We start from the raw sequence: 13,868 nt of genomic DNA on the forward strand, positions 1-13,868 counted from the left end.
CGCAGCTGCGTTTGGTGGGAATTTCACCATGCAACCTATGCGAGGGTTCATTGACGGAGGTGATGGCGCCATCGAATCCCTGACATGGCGTGCGAGTGGCGGTAGCGCGTAGATTGAATGCTCCCACCACCCATTAGAGGAGACATGGATGCCCACACTGAACCCCACGCCCGAAGAGATGGAGACGCGCATCGTCCGCGCCAAGCTCATTCAGCCCAAGAAGAGGCGCTTTGAGTCCTCAGGGGGCATCCCCGCAAAGGCGCTCGAAGCCATTGCCGCAGACTCCATCTACCTCTACATGGCTCCAGGCGAGGGGGTCGGTGCTTCCAGCCAGAACCCGGGCGTTGTCGGCTTCCCAGGTCTGACTGTGAACCTGTGCCGTTGTCCAGTCGGCCAAGGACCGGACCTGCACTCTCACGCTCGAACCCTTGAAACTTTCATGTGCCTCAAAGGGCAGTTCGAGGTCCTTTGGGGCGACGACGGTCAGTATTCCACGCTATTGGATGAGCACGACATGATTTCGATTCCTCCGAACGTCATGCGAGCGTTCCGCAACACCGTCCACACACCTGAGGCAATTCTGCTTGTGCTGATTCAAGGCGCGGCAGGAGACATGGCCGCTGATGTGCAGTACGCACCGTCGACTGGCGAGCGCATCGAGCGCGAGTTTGGAAGCGACGTGCGAAGTCGCATCGAGCACATGGGCTGGCGCTTCGATGCCGTTCTCGGCAGCAAGGTGGAGGCATGACATGAGCCACCTCGTTCCCAAACTGATTGCAGGCGTCGCATCGCTGGGGTATTTGCTTGTCGGGAATGCGCAAAGCTATCCCGACCGCCCGGTCCGGTTGGTTGTCGCGTTCGCGCCTGGTGGAGCTCCCGACATCATGGCTCGCTCTTATGCCGAGAAGCTGCGAGAGCTGGTCGGTCAACCCATCATCGTCGACAACAAGCCTGGTGCAACCGGCGCGCTTGGCGCCGACATCGTGGCAAAGGCACCCGCGGACGGATACACGTTGTTGTTGAACTCGAGCGCAATGGTCATCAATCCGTGGGTGGTTAAACAGCCCTTTGACTTTCAGAAGGACCTTGCGCCCGTCATCCGGACGGCCGAAACCCCATACGTCATCACAGTCAACAACAACGTTCCAGCGCGCAACCTAACTGAGTTCATCGCCTATGCGAAGAGCAATCCAGGAAAAGTGCTGTGTGGAACTTATGGCGTCGCCTCGCCGCCCCACTTGGCGATGGAACTGCTCAAGAAGGAGGCCAAGATTGATGTACTGCACGTGCCGTACAAGACCTTTGGACAAGCGCTTCCGGACCTCCTGTCTGGACAGCTCACCTGCAGCATTGACCCGCCGACGGTTGCCATGCAGCAGGTGCGGGCGGGAAAGATTCGCGCCATCGGCCACACAGGCACCAACCCCATGGAATCCGCTCCGGAGCTAGAGGGTATCGGGAAGCGATATCCGGTGGCGTCTGTCGTGGGATGGCAGGCAATCTTCGCACCGGCGGCCACCCCCGAACCCGTGCTCGAGAAGCTCCGAGCCGAATGGCGCAAGGTGGTGCAGTCCCCTGAGGTTGCGCAAAAGATTCGCGACGCTGGCTTCCAACCTGTCGGTGATTCCGTAGAAGCGTTCTCCCAAGCCATTGCGACTGACTACGAAAAGTTCGGTCGAGTGATCAAGGAAAACAACATCCGACTTGAGTAATCACCCTGTCTCATGACCGCAAGCAACCAATCTAGTCCCCAGTCACTTGCCGTCGAACGTGGCGGAACACGCGTCCCCGCTGTGTACTGGTCCCCTGAGGGAGCCAGTCGCGGCATCGTCCTGGCATCGCACGGGGGCAGTGGGCACAAGCTGTCTCAAGCGGTGTTGGCCATCGCGCAAGCTTGCACTCCCCTTGGCCTGACAGTCCTGGCCATTGATGGTCCTGTTCAAGGCGAGCGCCGCGATGATGGAAATCTCGATCCTGCGGCAGCTCGGACGTCATTCCGGGAGGCGTGGCGTGCCGGTGTCGGGAGGACAAGCATGGCTGAAGACTGGAGCGCAGCGCTCGACCAGCTTCTCATTCTGCCTGGGCTCAGTGGGATTCCAGTTGGCTACATCGGAGTGTCGATGGGAACTGCCTATGGTCTCCCGCTTCTTGCAACCGAGTCTCGCATCCAAGCTGCAGCATTGGGCCTCTGGGGAACCACATATGCTGCCAGTGAACATTTGGCAGAGTTTGCGCAGCGAGTACGGTGCCCCGTCTGGTTCACGCAGCAGTGGAATGACGAGTTCTTTGACCGGGAAGGGACTTTTGCACTGTTTGATGCCATCGGCTCGGAGGACAAACGGTTGGTGGCCTACCCAGGTCCGCATCGTGAGCTTGAGGGAGTCCGACTGGGAGACGCCGTCAGCTTCATCGCTGCTCGCTTGCAGCCGTAGTGCAGACACGAAAACTAACCCGCTGCGGCATTCGTGTCACGGCGTTGGGAGGACACGAGCTGAGAGCTCGTGCCCTATTCCCTTTAGCGTATCGCGCAGCCACTTATGACCGGGGTCGTGATGCATTCGTTCATGCCAAGTCATGCTGACATGTACGGCTGGAACACGAAACGGAAGAGGCAGCACCTGCAGACCAAGCGTTTCTTGGGACTGGATTGCAAGATGTTCGGGCACCACCGCTAGAAGATTTGACTGAGCCACAACTCCTGGAAGAAGTGTGAGGCTTGAGACCAGAAGCGCGACTCGACGCGATTCGCCCAGTACCTCTAGCGCTTCGTCCACCAATACTTCCATGGTGGCGTGAACGACGGGTGGCGCTCCCCAGCGCGCGTGGTCGCTGGAACAAAACTGCTTCAGGCTAACGCCACCCTTAACTTCTGGATGGTCTAGCCTTGCTATGCACACCAAACGTTGCGGATAGAGTGTCATTTGGCGCAGCTCGGAAGGCGGGGTCCTTACGAACGCCATGGCGAGGTCAAACTCACCATCGCGCAAGTACTCAGAAAGGCGTCGAGGGTCACCTGGATGCACTGTGAAGCGCATCTTTGGCGCTTCTTTGTGGGCGATAGCCATAAGCTCGGGTAGGACGACTCGAGCAATGCCATCTGAAGCCATCACCTTCCACTTCAACTGTGATTCGGATGGGTCGAACTGTTCATCGGCAAAGCCACGACCCTCAAGAAGGTCTGTCATCTCTCGAATCCGGCCTACAAGTTCAAGAGCACGTGGTGTGGGCTCCATCCCCGTGCTCGTCTTGACGAGCAAGACATCACGAAACACATCACGCATGCGCGCTAGCGCCGCCGACATCGCAGGCTGTCCGATGTTCATCCGTTCCGCTGCCCTGGTTACGTGACGCTCTTCTACGAGAGCCTGCAAGTACTGCAACTGCTGAAACGTGAGGCGGTGGAGTCCGGTCATAGGTCCATTGTCCCTTGTGCGTGATTGATTGCAAGACATGGCGTCATCGAAGCCAGGCCATGGTGCTATCCGTCAAAAGGAAATCCAATAGAGCAGCATATCAACGGAGACCACCCATGACCATGAGCCCTTCCATAGCCCGCCCGGGCGCACTCTCCCTGGAGCAGATGAACCGTCAGCTCGTGCCCTCCCCCGGGTACCGTGTGAGTCCGGAGGCCCCCGCCTCAAAGCATCAAGAGGAGGTGAAGCGCCTATACGGCGGCCGCCTGATTCCCCTGATGGCCAGCGCCGAGGCTACTGGCCGCTTCTCGCTCGCGGCACTGACCTGCCCGCCCACAGCTTGCACCGGCAAACTTGACTTGTCCAAGGACACCCAAACCAATCCGTGGCGCAACCCGGATGCGATTGAATGCGTGTTTTGCGCCGATGGCCGGGTTGAAGTCCGCTACGGACAGAACCTGGAGAACAAGATTGCCCTGGGCCGATTCGACATGGTGTCAGTGCCGGCCAACGTGCGCATGCAGATTGTCAACACAGGTGCCGAGGTGTCTCGCACGGTCAATGTGCTCAGCGTCTCACCAGGTGGCAGCTATGACGCCATCTTCGACGCATCGTTGTCATCACAAGTTGAAGCGACTGTCGCCCGTGACCTGGGCATCCGCTTTGACGACCAAGCGGGCGACAAGGCTGAGGCAGCGTTGGTTGAAGGGCGCGTGACTCGTTTTGAGACTCTCGTTCCGTACAAGAAGGACCTCAACCGAACCAGCGGTCTTCCTCCCGAGGCAACGGAGGCGCTGTCGGCCGGCAACGTCTTCCCGCTCATCGTTCCTGAGGGCCACGTTGGCCGCTCACGCACGGCACCGATGTACGGTAACCAAGGCCTCTACATTTCCATTGCCGAATGCAAGGCAGGTACCGATGGCCCTCCACCCCATGCCCATTCCGACACCCAAGAGTCCTTCTACGTTCTGGACGGCACCTTCGACATGTTCACGGGCTTCGACAACGAAAGCGTGGTCAAGGTCAAGCCCGACGACCTGATTGCGATGCCGAGCAAGGTGATGCGCACTTTCGCCAATACGACCGGACGTCCAGCGCGGTTGCTGGTGATCATTCAGGGCCCAGACCGCATGAGCGATACCGTCTCGTTCTCCCGCGACATCGGCGAGGACTTCAAGAAGCGTTTCGGCGACGAAATTATCGAAAAGTACTCCAACATTCGCATGACGTTCGACGCGGAAGAACGAGCAGGCGTCTAAACACCCATATCAAGTTTTTGAACAAGCTGCTTCTCAAGCATCCCATCTATAGGAGACAAACATGAATCGTCGAATCTTGGTTGCCTGTGCAATCGCCTGCGCGGTCGCACCCCTTTCGTTCACCGCTTTTGCGCAGGACAAGTACCCGTCGCGTCCCATCAAACTCATCGTGCCCGCTGCGGCAGGCGGTAGCACGGACATAGGCGCCCGAATCATCGCTAAGTACATGGGGGAGTCCCTGGGGCAACCAGTCGTTGTCGAAAACAAAGGGGGCGCTGGTGGACGTCTTGGGCCGAGTGAGGTGTCGCGAGCGTCAGCTGATGGCTACACCCTTCTTTACGGAAACTCGATTGGCCAGGCACTGCTGCCCGCAGTTGTGAAAACCTTGAACTACGACCCTCTCAAGAATTTCTCCCCGGTGGGCGGTGCCTTCTGGTACTCAACAATTGTTGTCTGCAACCCGAAAGCGCCGTTCGATGACGTCAAGGGCATGGTCGAGTATGCGAAAAAAAATCCAGGCAAGCTCAACATTGCGACGGCAGGCCCGGGTAGCGGAAACCACTTCAGCAGTGAGCTCCTCAGCAGCATGACTGGAATACAGGTCTCCCACGTTCCCTACAAGGGAAACGCTCCGGCAACCACCGACGTCGTCGCCGGGTTCGCGGACTGCATTCACATCAGTGAAGCCAAGCCCTACCTGGACTCCGGAAGAGTCAAAGCCATTGCCACGACCGGACTCAAGCGGGACCCTCGGTTTCCCCAAATCAAGACCTTGGACGAACTCGGCCTTACGGGCTTCGATATCACCTGGTGGCAGGGCGTGTTTGCGCCGGCTGGCACGCCCAAGAACGTGATGGACGCACTGTCGGCCGCCATGCGCAAAGCGGTGGAGGCTCCAGGGGTCAAGGAGACCATGTTCGATGCGGGCTTCGTTCCTGAGTTCATGACCCCCACCGTGGTGAACGAGCGAATCAAGAACGACATGGCCAAGTTCCAGAAAATCGCGGCCAACGCAAAAATTGAAATCGATTGAGGTCCTGGAAGAATCATGAGTCACATGAACCCGAACGACATTCGCACGCTTTTTTCGCGAGCCATGTCGGACCTTTATCGGACGGAAGTTCCCCAGTACGGCACCTTGTGCGACCTGGTAAATCAGGTCAACGATGCCGAGCTGGCGAGGAATTCACAGCTTGCCCGGAGCTTGCGCCGGGGTGGGCAGCTGGACCGGTTGGAGGTTGAGCGCCACGGCGCTATTCGGGTTGGTACGGCTGAAGAGCTCTCGACGATACGACGGCTGTTTGCGTTGATGGGCATGATGCCCGTGGGTTACTACGACCTGTCGGTGGCAGGAGTACCAGTTCACGCCACAGCATTTCGTCCCGTAAATGACGCGTCTCTCGACCACAATCCTTTCCGAGTGTTCACTTCGCTACTGCGGCTGGAATTGATTTCTGATGTCGATCTTCGCGAGCGTGCACAAGAAATCCTGTCTCGCCGCAAAATTTTTACGGCACGTTGCCTGGCACTGCTCGAACAAGGTGAAAAGCAAGGAGGTCTGGGCGGTGAGGACGCTCGCGAGTTCGTGAGTGAGCTGCTTCAGACCTTCAAATGGCACCAGGAAGCCACCGTTGACCTGGAGACGTTTCGCCGTCTTCGTGCAGCGCACGCACTTGTGGCTGACATCGTCTGCTTCAAGGGACCTCACATCAATCACCTGACACCTCGAACGCTGGACATTGACCTCGTTCAGGAGGGGATGTCGAACGCCGGGCTCTCGGCCAAAGAGGTCATTGAAGGTCCGCCACGACGGGAGTTTCCAATCCTTCTGCGCCAGACAAGCTTCCTTGCCCTTGAGGAGCCGATTCGGTTTCTTGGTCAGAGCGGGGACGGTACGCACACTGCGCGGTTTGGAGAAGTTGAGCAGCGCGGGTGTGCACTTACCCGAAGTGGCAGGGCCTTGTACGACGATCTGTTGGCCAAAGCCCGCTCCACCACTGCAGGTTCGCGACCGTCTTCATCTGCACTCGATATTGCGTTTTCCGAGTTTCCCGATGATGCAAAGGAACTCTTCGAGCGCGGTCTGGCCTTCTTCCGTTTTGAGGTTGCCCAAGCCCGGGTTTCGGAAGAAATGCCTCCGACAGGCGCGAGTTCTCAGAGCCTGGTCGCGGGTGGGTGGCTGACTCTCACCCCCATCACTTATGAAGACTTCCTGCCCGTGAGTGCTGCCGGAATCTTTCGCTCGAACTTGGGAGGCGAGGTGCGCAGTGGATACGAGTCCGCAGGTCACCAGAGAGACTTCGAGAGCGCGCTGGGTGCGACAGTTATTGACGAGATTTCCTTGTATGAAGCCACTCAGTCTGCGTCACTGGCGGCTTGCGAAAGAAGGCTGAAGACGGAATGCCCGGCTTGGAGCGCATGATGGGGCAGACTGGGCTCGACCAGGACTTGGTCGCGCGGATAGCAAGCAGATTGGGCATTCGAGGTCTGGTCGTTGACTCAAACGAAATTGAACCCTACGAATCATCGGCTCGTCACGGTTCGGGCCGAGCGTGTGCAGTGGTTCGACCGGCTACGCTCGAAGATCTGGCTTGGGTCGTCAACGAACTGATTACTGCTGGTGAACGTGTGGTCACTCAAGGCGCTGCCACTGGGCTTGTCGGTGCTGCCTCGCCTACTGTGGATGGAACACAGTGGATCCTATCCACACAACGGTTGCGCGATGTTCTGCACATTGATCCGATCAATCGTACAGCCACCGTAGCCGTAGGATTCCGTCTCTCCGACCTGAATCGGCAAGCACTAGAGCACGGACTTACGTTCCCCATCGACCTCGGTGCAGACCCTACCATCGGCGGTATGGTAGCCACCAACACAGGTGGCGCACGTCTGATTCGATATGGGGGCGTCAGGGAGAACCTCCTTGCACTGCGGGCAGTCCTGGTAAATCCTGCTGGGCAACTGGTTGGTTCAGACAAGGGCCTTCGCAAGAACAACACAGGTCTTGATTGGACGCAACTACTTTGCGGCAGTTTTGGCGCTTTCGGGATTGTCGGTAGAGCAACGGTCAAGCTCCACCCGGTTCAGCGGCAGAGTGCAACTGCATTGGTTGCGGTTGAGTCTGCACAGGTCGCAGTAGAACTTGCCTGCGCGCTCGAACAGAGCATGGGCGAGTTCGTCAGCGCATTTGAGGGCATGTCCGACGGTGCCCTGAAAGCTGTCGCTCACCATCAAGGCCAGAGCGTCTTTGCAGAGCCTGCCCCTTACGCTGTACTTCTCGAGGTTTCGAGTGCGGTAGCTACTGGCACGGGTTTGGACCTTGAAAGCATGCTGATGACATGGCTTGAAAATCGCATGGAGCAGGGTGGCATTCTGGACGCCATCGTCGACAAGCCTGCTCAGCTCTGGCGCATTCGGCACGCAATCAGCGAAGCAGTTCAGTCGCAGGGCCCGATGGTGGCCTTTGACATCGCCGTTCCGCGCTCCTCCTTCGCGTCATTTCGCGACGAAGCGAAGCGCCTAATCGAGGAGTTCGTTCCGGATGCGGTGCTTTGCGATTTTGGACACATTGGCGATGGCGGTGTGCACCTGAATATGTCAGTTCCCCTGGACACAAAGTCGACGGCGATTGAGTCGCTGCGAGTAGCCTTGTACGACGCGGTCGTTGTGAAGTTCTGCGGCAGCTTTAGTGCTGAACATGGAATTGGGCCTTACAACCAGCAGTTTTACGACCGGTACACAGAAGAGCCATTGCGTAGGGTTTGTTCTGCTCTCCAGTCTCAACTTGACCCGGCGCTTCAGCTAGGAAACGTCCGCCTGGGAGGCGTGACAGTTGAGGACTGGCCGAACGTGTAAGGGCGGTGGTGTGAGGGCCACAACGGAGACGAAGCAGCGTCTAAAGTTTGGTTTTGTGACATCTGGCAGCAGCTTCCCTCATCGCCTCCTGAATGTCTGCAACGCCGCACAGATCGAACGTTGGGGACATTGGCTCAGCGGGCAGCAACCAGTCTGAACCAAGTGTTCGCTCAAAGACAGGCACTACAGAACATGCGGTCAGAAGACTCGTAGCTCGGGGCATCAGAGGACAGGTGGGCGGTCTAAGATCGAATGATGAGTCGATGATCGTCCGTGATCGCTATGTGTCTTGCCTTGTCATGAACTGCTCCCGCCGACAACTCATCCTGGTACTCCTGATCGTTTATCCATTCGGGACCACTCAATAGACCCCTAGTTTCACGCGGTTGTGAACAAATCAGCTCTGTGATGCTGTCGAGGATGATGGCAGCGACCTTAGAGTGCTGCGGAGCAGCGAACTCATCTTGCGCGGTCTGTCTGATCGCGCTCCGAACGCTTGCCGCGTCGCCCCGGCACCTGCCGGACTGACACGCGACGACGGCCGCGAACATGCACGCTGCAACCATCGAGCGTGTTTGATTCTCTCGCAGCAGGTCTGGAATCAGCTTCTCCTGACGCTCGTGCTTTGCGAGCATCTTGATTAGCGCCTGGTAGTCGCCCTCAAAAACCAACGCGCACAAAAAGCCATCCTCTTCACTCCAGTTTTGATAAATTTCTGAGGGCATCGCGATCTTCCCGTCGTGGACGATCCCCACGGCGGGTAACGCGACCTTCACGTTGTCCCAGGCTGACATACCGATGTAGATTGTGTCGACATTCCGGCTGAAGGCGCCGCTATAAGAAGGCAGCGCAATCTGGACTTCGGTGTCTCCACCAATGTAGTGGTCCCAAAAGCCAATCCAGAAGAGCCGTCGCGCTCCCGAAGCCAACTTTGTATGGATATCAGGAATTGATGAGCCGGAAAATTCGTCTATTGCGGAGAGCACTCTTTTCAAGAGCGTAAGCGCATCGTATGTGGAGGGGGCGAACTGCGCTTTGTGCTTGGCGGCGTTGTACCAGTTCTGTCGAAAGTCATGCAGCACTGCGACGGCGTCAGCTCCTAACCCGTACTGACCTGCGGCGTCGATCAGGTTTTTTAACTTGCCGCCGGCGTCTGGCACAACCAGGTGTCTGGCTAGAAAAGTCTCTAGGCTTGCGCCGACAACTACGAAGCACCGATTGAGGTCACCTTGCCTATGGCTGCGATCTGCAATTTTCTGAGCTTGGGCGACCTCCATGTGAACTATTCGCCGAAGGCGTTCCACCGCTGTTGTCATGCATTCTTCCTCTCTTGTTTGCCGTTTAGCGGGCGCTGAGATCGCCGAAAGCACGAGGCCAGTGCTCAGGAGAGTCGGCAGCGTAATCTAATTGTTGCCTCTTCGCCGTCATACGCTTCGCGGTAGCACCCTTGCACTCTCTGACGAGATAGGATCAGCGGTTCCGTCTGAAGCCGTCGGACGGGCCGGCAAGGTGACCGGCAACTTCTGGCCGATTTCTGTCTGGTAGCTGCAGCTGACGCGAACCTACTCGTTTATGCGAAAACGCGGAGCGCCTCTGCGTACAAAGCCGCGTTTTGCGAACACCTGATTTGATGCTGCAGCCTACTGGTCAGCGCATCAATAAAATAGATTCAGGGTATGGGAGGGCTGGATAAGCCGCACCTTGGCAGCCGACGGAAGGCACTGACTAGCCAATTCGAGGAATTGGACTGACTGCCTGGGCAAGAAGAGCCATCGTCAGCTCGTTGTCAAAGGCGCACAGAACTCCAACCACTGGGCCGTCGTGTTCGCAGCTGGGACTGCAAGCAACGTCCCCCATATTCGAGGGGACCAGCCCGGCCTTCGGGTCGCTGCTTGCGAGTGGCTTCTCTGCAGAGTGTGGGGCGCGTCACGTTCTTCGGAATATGGCTTTGGATCCGGTAGCGCTTAGGAGACAATCGCGGATTACTGCGGCCACTGGCCAGTGGAAAGTGAGGCGCATGCGCAAGTTGCAGGCAGTTTTCCGGGGATCGTGATCAAGAATTGGTACAGGGGAGGACAGACACATGGAACTGTATTTGGGACTAGCGTTGATGGTGCTGGGCGTGGTGCTTTTCTTGGTAGGCCGCCGCACTGGATCGAGAAGTGTTCGAGTTGAAGCAAGCGGCAGTTCCGTCGCCGTAGGCGGCAACAACAAGGGTTCGATCACCAATGTGACACTGGGCGCGCCCTCGCCGGCGACGCACGGAACGCACTGGCTAACATGGGTGGCGATCATTGTTGAATTGATCGGTATCGGCGTGACAATCTGGCACGCATTGCACCTCGCGGCCACATGAGCAACGATCAAGGCAGTCCCAGCGACAAGTGGTCATTGATTCCTTCGCCCAGCCAGATTGCCACTAAGCTGGGCATCGTGGCCCCGTCTTCAACGTCTGCCTCAGCAGACTGGGGCAGCGTAGCGGTTGCTGGCGACAACAACGGCTCAATCCTCAACGTCAACGCGACGCACCTAACGCTTGCGGTGCAGCAGCAAGTTGCCCGCCAGTTGCCTTCCTATCTTTCAAGCGTCGTTGCCAAGTTTTCCGAGGACTGGTCGAGTTACGGCGACGCGCCAAGGCGATCATTACCACCAGAAATCGACGTGAAGCTGGCCTACAACGACTTCCCACCGGCGCATCCCATAATCACCGACTATCTCAGGCACATCGGAGTTCTTGAATCAACCTACCGTGGAATCGAGCAGCGCAACGACGACGCCCGCCGCATGGTCCGGCGCCGCACAGCTGTAGCGTATAAGGACGCGTTGCACCGATTGTGCGATCTGAATGGGGTGCACCATACCCGAGCGAGCGATTTTGCCCGGAGGAATGCGGTAAAGCTCGTAAAGGAAGTGGTCGCCGCTCTTACGGCCGACTTCCAGGGTGCAGCACTAGCTGCTTCCGTCATGCAGGAGACAGCCGACCTGGCGATCAGCTTGATCGTTGCCGACGCTGTCATCGAATGCGAAGTACTCGAAAGGCCTGCCGATGCTGCTGCCACTTGAACAAAGTCCGTGGAACTGCGGCTACTACCTCGGCGCCATGGCGCTCCAAGCACTTTCACAAGCTCCCGACAGCAAGCTGGACCTGCCAAGCCTCCAAGACCAAATGAGCCTCCTAACGAAGCGTCCAATCTCGCCGACCCAGGCCGTTACAGCGGCAGCGTGGCTGTACCTCATTGACGCAGTTCAACTTGACGAGACCGGGGCGCTTCAGAAATGCAGCTAGTCTCTCTTACGATCTCGCGTGGCAATGATGTCCTTCGCAACATTCCCTTCAAGGGCGGTTTGAATCTCATCCTCGACAAGCCCACTGCGTCTGGAACTGAGAGCGGCAACAACGTTGGTAAGACGACGGTGTTGAGACTTATCGACTACTGTCTTGGCTCGGACGGTGACCAGATCTGGCAAGACGCTGAATTTAAAGGGAACAACCAGGACGTCTATGAGTTCCTTCACGGCACGCTGTCGGTGTACATCGAGCTTAAGGTTTCCGATCCGGTGCGTGGCACTCACTCGCTTCGACGTTCGTTCAAGCGCGCAGGTCAAAGGAAGCAGGCTGGACTCTTCTACATAGACGACGTCACCTACGACTCCATCGGGGCGTACCGCGATCAAGTTAAGAACATCCTTTTTGGTACGCCAGCGAAGAAGCCGAGTCTGCGCCAGCTCGCGCCAAAGTTTGTCAGGTCCTCGTCCGACCAGATGAGTAAGACTCTGAAGTTCCTTGGCGATTTCGGAAGTAGTGTGGACTATGAGGCCGTGCACCTGTACCTATTCGGCTTCTTCAATGTCGAAGTGCTGGAAGAACGGGCTGCGCTGGCAGCCAAGCGCAAGGAGATCGTGCGCGACCTTATGGCTGCAACGCGTGCCCGCAAAGAAGGTGAGATCGAGCAGTTACTGCTCCACCTGCGGCGCGAGGTGGACCAGGCCCAATCCGTCATGGTGCTGCGCGGGGAGGTACCAGAGATTTCCGCAGCGGCTAACTTGGTTTCTGACATTCGCGTGCGTGCCGCGGCAGTTGGTGCAGAACTAGGCCGCGTCGAGGGCGAAATCGCGTCGCTCAATTCGGCCATCGCCACGCTCAGGCACGACTATGACAATATCGACTATGTCGCGGTCAAGTCCATCTATACCGAGGCAGGAAAGTACCACGACAAGCTACAGCACGACTGGGAAGAACTCGCGACCTTCGTCGCCAACCTGCGCGGGCGTAAAGAACGCTTCCTTCAGCGGCAGTTGGACGAGCTGAACGGAAAGGCGGCAGCGAGGCAGCAGGACCTGGCATCCTTGCAGGTACAAGAGGGAGACTTGATTTCAGCGCTCCGCCAGACTCGTGCTTTCGAGGTGGCTCTGGAGAAGAGATCTGATCTGCATGAGAAGCTCAAGCAGATCGGTGGCCTAGAAGCTAGCCTGAGCGGAATCCAGACGCTTCGAGCTAATCAAGAAGAGATCGATGGAAGGCTGGAAACAACGAGGCAGATCATTGAGGATGGGAAGTCCGAATTGACTCAGCGAGTCGCAGTCTTCAACACGTTCTTCACCACGCTATCCAAAGAACTCTATGGGGAAGAGTACCTTCTGACGTTTGATGACAAGAACGGCACCATCGTGTTCTCGCTGACGGCGGTCGGCGCTAACGTTGGTGCAGGGAAGAAAGCGTCCCAGACTGCGGCGTTCGACATTTCCTACATCAAGTTCCTGAGCAAGGCCGGTATCGGCTTCCCAACATTCGTTTGTCATGATGGGATTGAGTCCATTCACGGCAATCAGCTGAGGCAGCTCCTAACTACTGCGAACTCGATGGATGGACAGTTGATCCTCGCCGCAATCCGAGACAAGCTACCTGGAATCAGCGATACGTTTCTAGGTGAGAACACGATCGTGGAGCTTTCCCAGGACGACAAGCTTTTTGGGGTGTGAGCGACGCTAGTCTAGGCGCGCAGCAAATTCCGTCATCTGCTGCACACACTTGCATACGTCTCAGTACCAAGGATCGCCATGACGTGTGCAGTGCACTTGACCTGCTGCCTAGCCTTTGTGTGGCGGCATGGTGGGTGCACTGTTTAAGGTATCGGGCGTCGGATATGGGCTGGAAGCTGCCGGCCGTGCGACGGCGGTGAAAGTCCGAGACCAGTCTTCAACTGCCTCCGGAGCCTGGTCTTCGCCTTCGCAGCGTTCTCGGATACTGGGCTTCCAGGCTTGAACTGCTCCTTCTGGCCAGGAAGCGGTCCTTCAAGTCAAGGCGCCAGCAAGCTAGCTTCTGACAAATCGCAAGTTCGGT

12 protein-coding genes are annotated in these 13,868 nt (G+C 57.5%); 10 read left to right on the forward strand and 2 right to left on the reverse strand.

What is annotated here, in order from left to right; all coding sequences use genetic code 11:
* Positions 1–148 precede the first annotated feature (148 nt).
* From K5880_RS06905 to K5880_RS06915, 3 genes are all read left to right on the forward strand, one after another.
* Entirely contained in the window at positions 149–748 is a 600-nt protein-coding gene (locus tag K5880_RS06905; protein WP_297650141.1) for a cupin domain-containing protein, read from the forward strand.
* Position 749: 1 nt separating this feature from the next.
* A complete protein-coding gene (locus K5880_RS06910; RefSeq protein ID WP_297650143.1) occupies positions 750–1,712 on the forward strand; it encodes a tripartite tricarboxylate transporter substrate binding protein in 963 nt (320 codons plus the stop codon).
* A 321-nt stretch (positions 1,713–2,033) separates the two neighbouring features.
* The gene (locus K5880_RS06915) at positions 2,034–2,432 is read left to right on the forward strand and encodes a hypothetical protein (protein ID WP_297650145.1); all 399 of its coding nucleotides are present in this window, start codon (positions 2,034–2,036) and stop codon (positions 2,430–2,432) included.
* A gap of 36 nt (positions 2,433–2,468) precedes the next feature.
* Here K5880_RS06915 and K5880_RS06920 read toward each other — a convergent pair whose 3' ends face one another.
* On the reverse strand, positions 2,469–3,413 hold the full coding sequence (locus K5880_RS06920) for a LysR family transcriptional regulator (protein ID WP_297650147.1): 945 nt from the start codon (positions 3,411–3,413) through the stop codon (positions 2,469–2,471).
* 116 nt (positions 3,414–3,529) lie between these two features.
* Between K5880_RS06920 and K5880_RS06925 the strand changes: the two genes are divergently transcribed.
* The 4 genes from K5880_RS06925 (at position 3,530) to K5880_RS06940 (ending at position 8,527) form a co-directional block, all read left to right on the forward strand.
* Positions 3,530–4,672, forward strand: coding sequence for a cupin domain-containing protein (locus K5880_RS06925; RefSeq protein ID WP_297650149.1), 1,143 nt, complete (start codon positions 3,530–3,532; stop codon positions 4,670–4,672).
* A gap of 61 nt (positions 4,673–4,733) precedes the next feature.
* Complete coding sequence (locus tag K5880_RS06930; protein WP_297650151.1) at positions 4,734–5,705, forward strand: tripartite tricarboxylate transporter substrate binding protein; 972 nt, start codon at positions 4,734–4,736, stop codon at positions 5,703–5,705.
* Positions 5,706–5,729: 24 nt separating this feature from the next.
* Complete coding sequence (locus K5880_RS06935) at positions 5,730–7,094, forward strand: VOC family protein (RefSeq protein ID WP_297650153.1); 1,365 nt, start codon at positions 5,730–5,732, stop codon at positions 7,092–7,094.
* Positions 7,091–8,527, forward strand: a complete 1,437-nt coding sequence (locus tag K5880_RS06940; protein WP_297650311.1) for an FAD-binding oxidoreductase — start codon at positions 7,091–7,093, stop codon at positions 8,525–8,527. Before K5880_RS06935 ends, K5880_RS06940 begins: the two co-directional genes overlap by 4 nt.
* A 242-nt stretch (positions 8,528–8,769) precedes the next feature.
* Here K5880_RS06940 and K5880_RS06945 read toward each other — a convergent pair whose 3' ends face one another.
* Positions 8,770–9,804, reverse strand: a complete 1,035-nt coding sequence (locus tag K5880_RS06945; protein ID WP_297650155.1) for a hypothetical protein — start codon at positions 9,802–9,804, stop codon at positions 8,770–8,772.
* An 806-nt stretch (positions 9,805–10,610) separates the two neighbouring features.
* Here K5880_RS06945 and K5880_RS06950 point away from each other — a divergent pair.
* The 3 genes from K5880_RS06950 to K5880_RS06960 all read left to right on the forward strand — a co-directional run bounded on the left by K5880_RS06950 (position 10,611) and on the right by K5880_RS06960 (position 13,507).
* Positions 10,611–10,883 carry a hypothetical protein gene (locus K5880_RS06950; RefSeq protein WP_297650157.1) on the forward strand — a complete coding sequence of 91 codons (273 nt, stop codon included), beginning with the start codon at positions 10,611–10,613 and terminating at the stop codon, positions 10,881–10,883.
* Positions 10,880–11,590 carry a hypothetical protein gene (locus K5880_RS06955; RefSeq protein WP_297650159.1) on the forward strand — a complete coding sequence of 237 codons (711 nt, stop codon included), beginning with the start codon at positions 10,880–10,882 and terminating at the stop codon, positions 11,588–11,590. Before K5880_RS06950 ends, K5880_RS06955 begins: the two co-directional genes overlap by 4 nt.
* Before the next feature lie 282 nt (positions 11,591–11,872).
* Complete coding sequence (locus K5880_RS06960) at positions 11,873–13,507, forward strand: DUF2326 domain-containing protein (RefSeq protein ID WP_297650161.1); 1,635 nt, start codon at positions 11,873–11,875, stop codon at positions 13,505–13,507.
* Positions 13,508–13,868: the final 361 nt, after the last annotated feature.

The sequence above is a fragment of the Hydrogenophaga sp. genome, from assembly GCF_025699295.1.
In the GTDB taxonomy this organism is placed as follows: Bacteria; Pseudomonadota; Gammaproteobacteria; order Burkholderiales; family Burkholderiaceae_C; genus Hydrogenophaga.

Coding starts and splice junctions, on each gene's coding strand:
- K5880_RS06905 (WP_297650141.1), top strand. CDS start 149: ATGCCCACACTGAACCCCACGCCCGAAGAGATGGAGACGCGCATCGTC.
- K5880_RS06910 (WP_297650143.1), top strand. CDS start 750: ATGAGCCACCTCGTTCCCAAACTGATTGCAGGCGTCGCATCGCTGGGG.
- K5880_RS06915 (WP_297650145.1), top strand. CDS start 2,034: ATGGCTGAAGACTGGAGCGCAGCGCTCGACCAGCTTCTCATTCTGCCT.
- K5880_RS06920 (WP_297650147.1), bottom strand. CDS start 3,413: ATGACCGGACTCCACCGCCTCACGTTTCAGCAGTTGCAGTACTTGCAG.
- K5880_RS06925 (WP_297650149.1), top strand. CDS start 3,530: ATGACCATGAGCCCTTCCATAGCCCGCCCGGGCGCACTCTCCCTGGAG.
- K5880_RS06930 (WP_297650151.1), top strand. CDS start 4,734: ATGAATCGTCGAATCTTGGTTGCCTGTGCAATCGCCTGCGCGGTCGCA.
- K5880_RS06935 (WP_297650153.1), top strand. CDS start 5,730: ATGAACCCGAACGACATTCGCACGCTTTTTTCGCGAGCCATGTCGGAC.
- K5880_RS06940 (WP_297650311.1), top strand. CDS start 7,091: ATGATGGGGCAGACTGGGCTCGACCAGGACTTGGTCGCGCGGATAGCA.
- K5880_RS06945 (WP_297650155.1), bottom strand. CDS start 9,804: ATGGAGGTCGCCCAAGCTCAGAAAATTGCAGATCGCAGCCATAGGCAA.
- K5880_RS06950 (WP_297650157.1), top strand. CDS start 10,611: ATGGAACTGTATTTGGGACTAGCGTTGATGGTGCTGGGCGTGGTGCTT.
- K5880_RS06955 (WP_297650159.1), top strand. CDS start 10,880: ATGAGCAACGATCAAGGCAGTCCCAGCGACAAGTGGTCATTGATTCCT.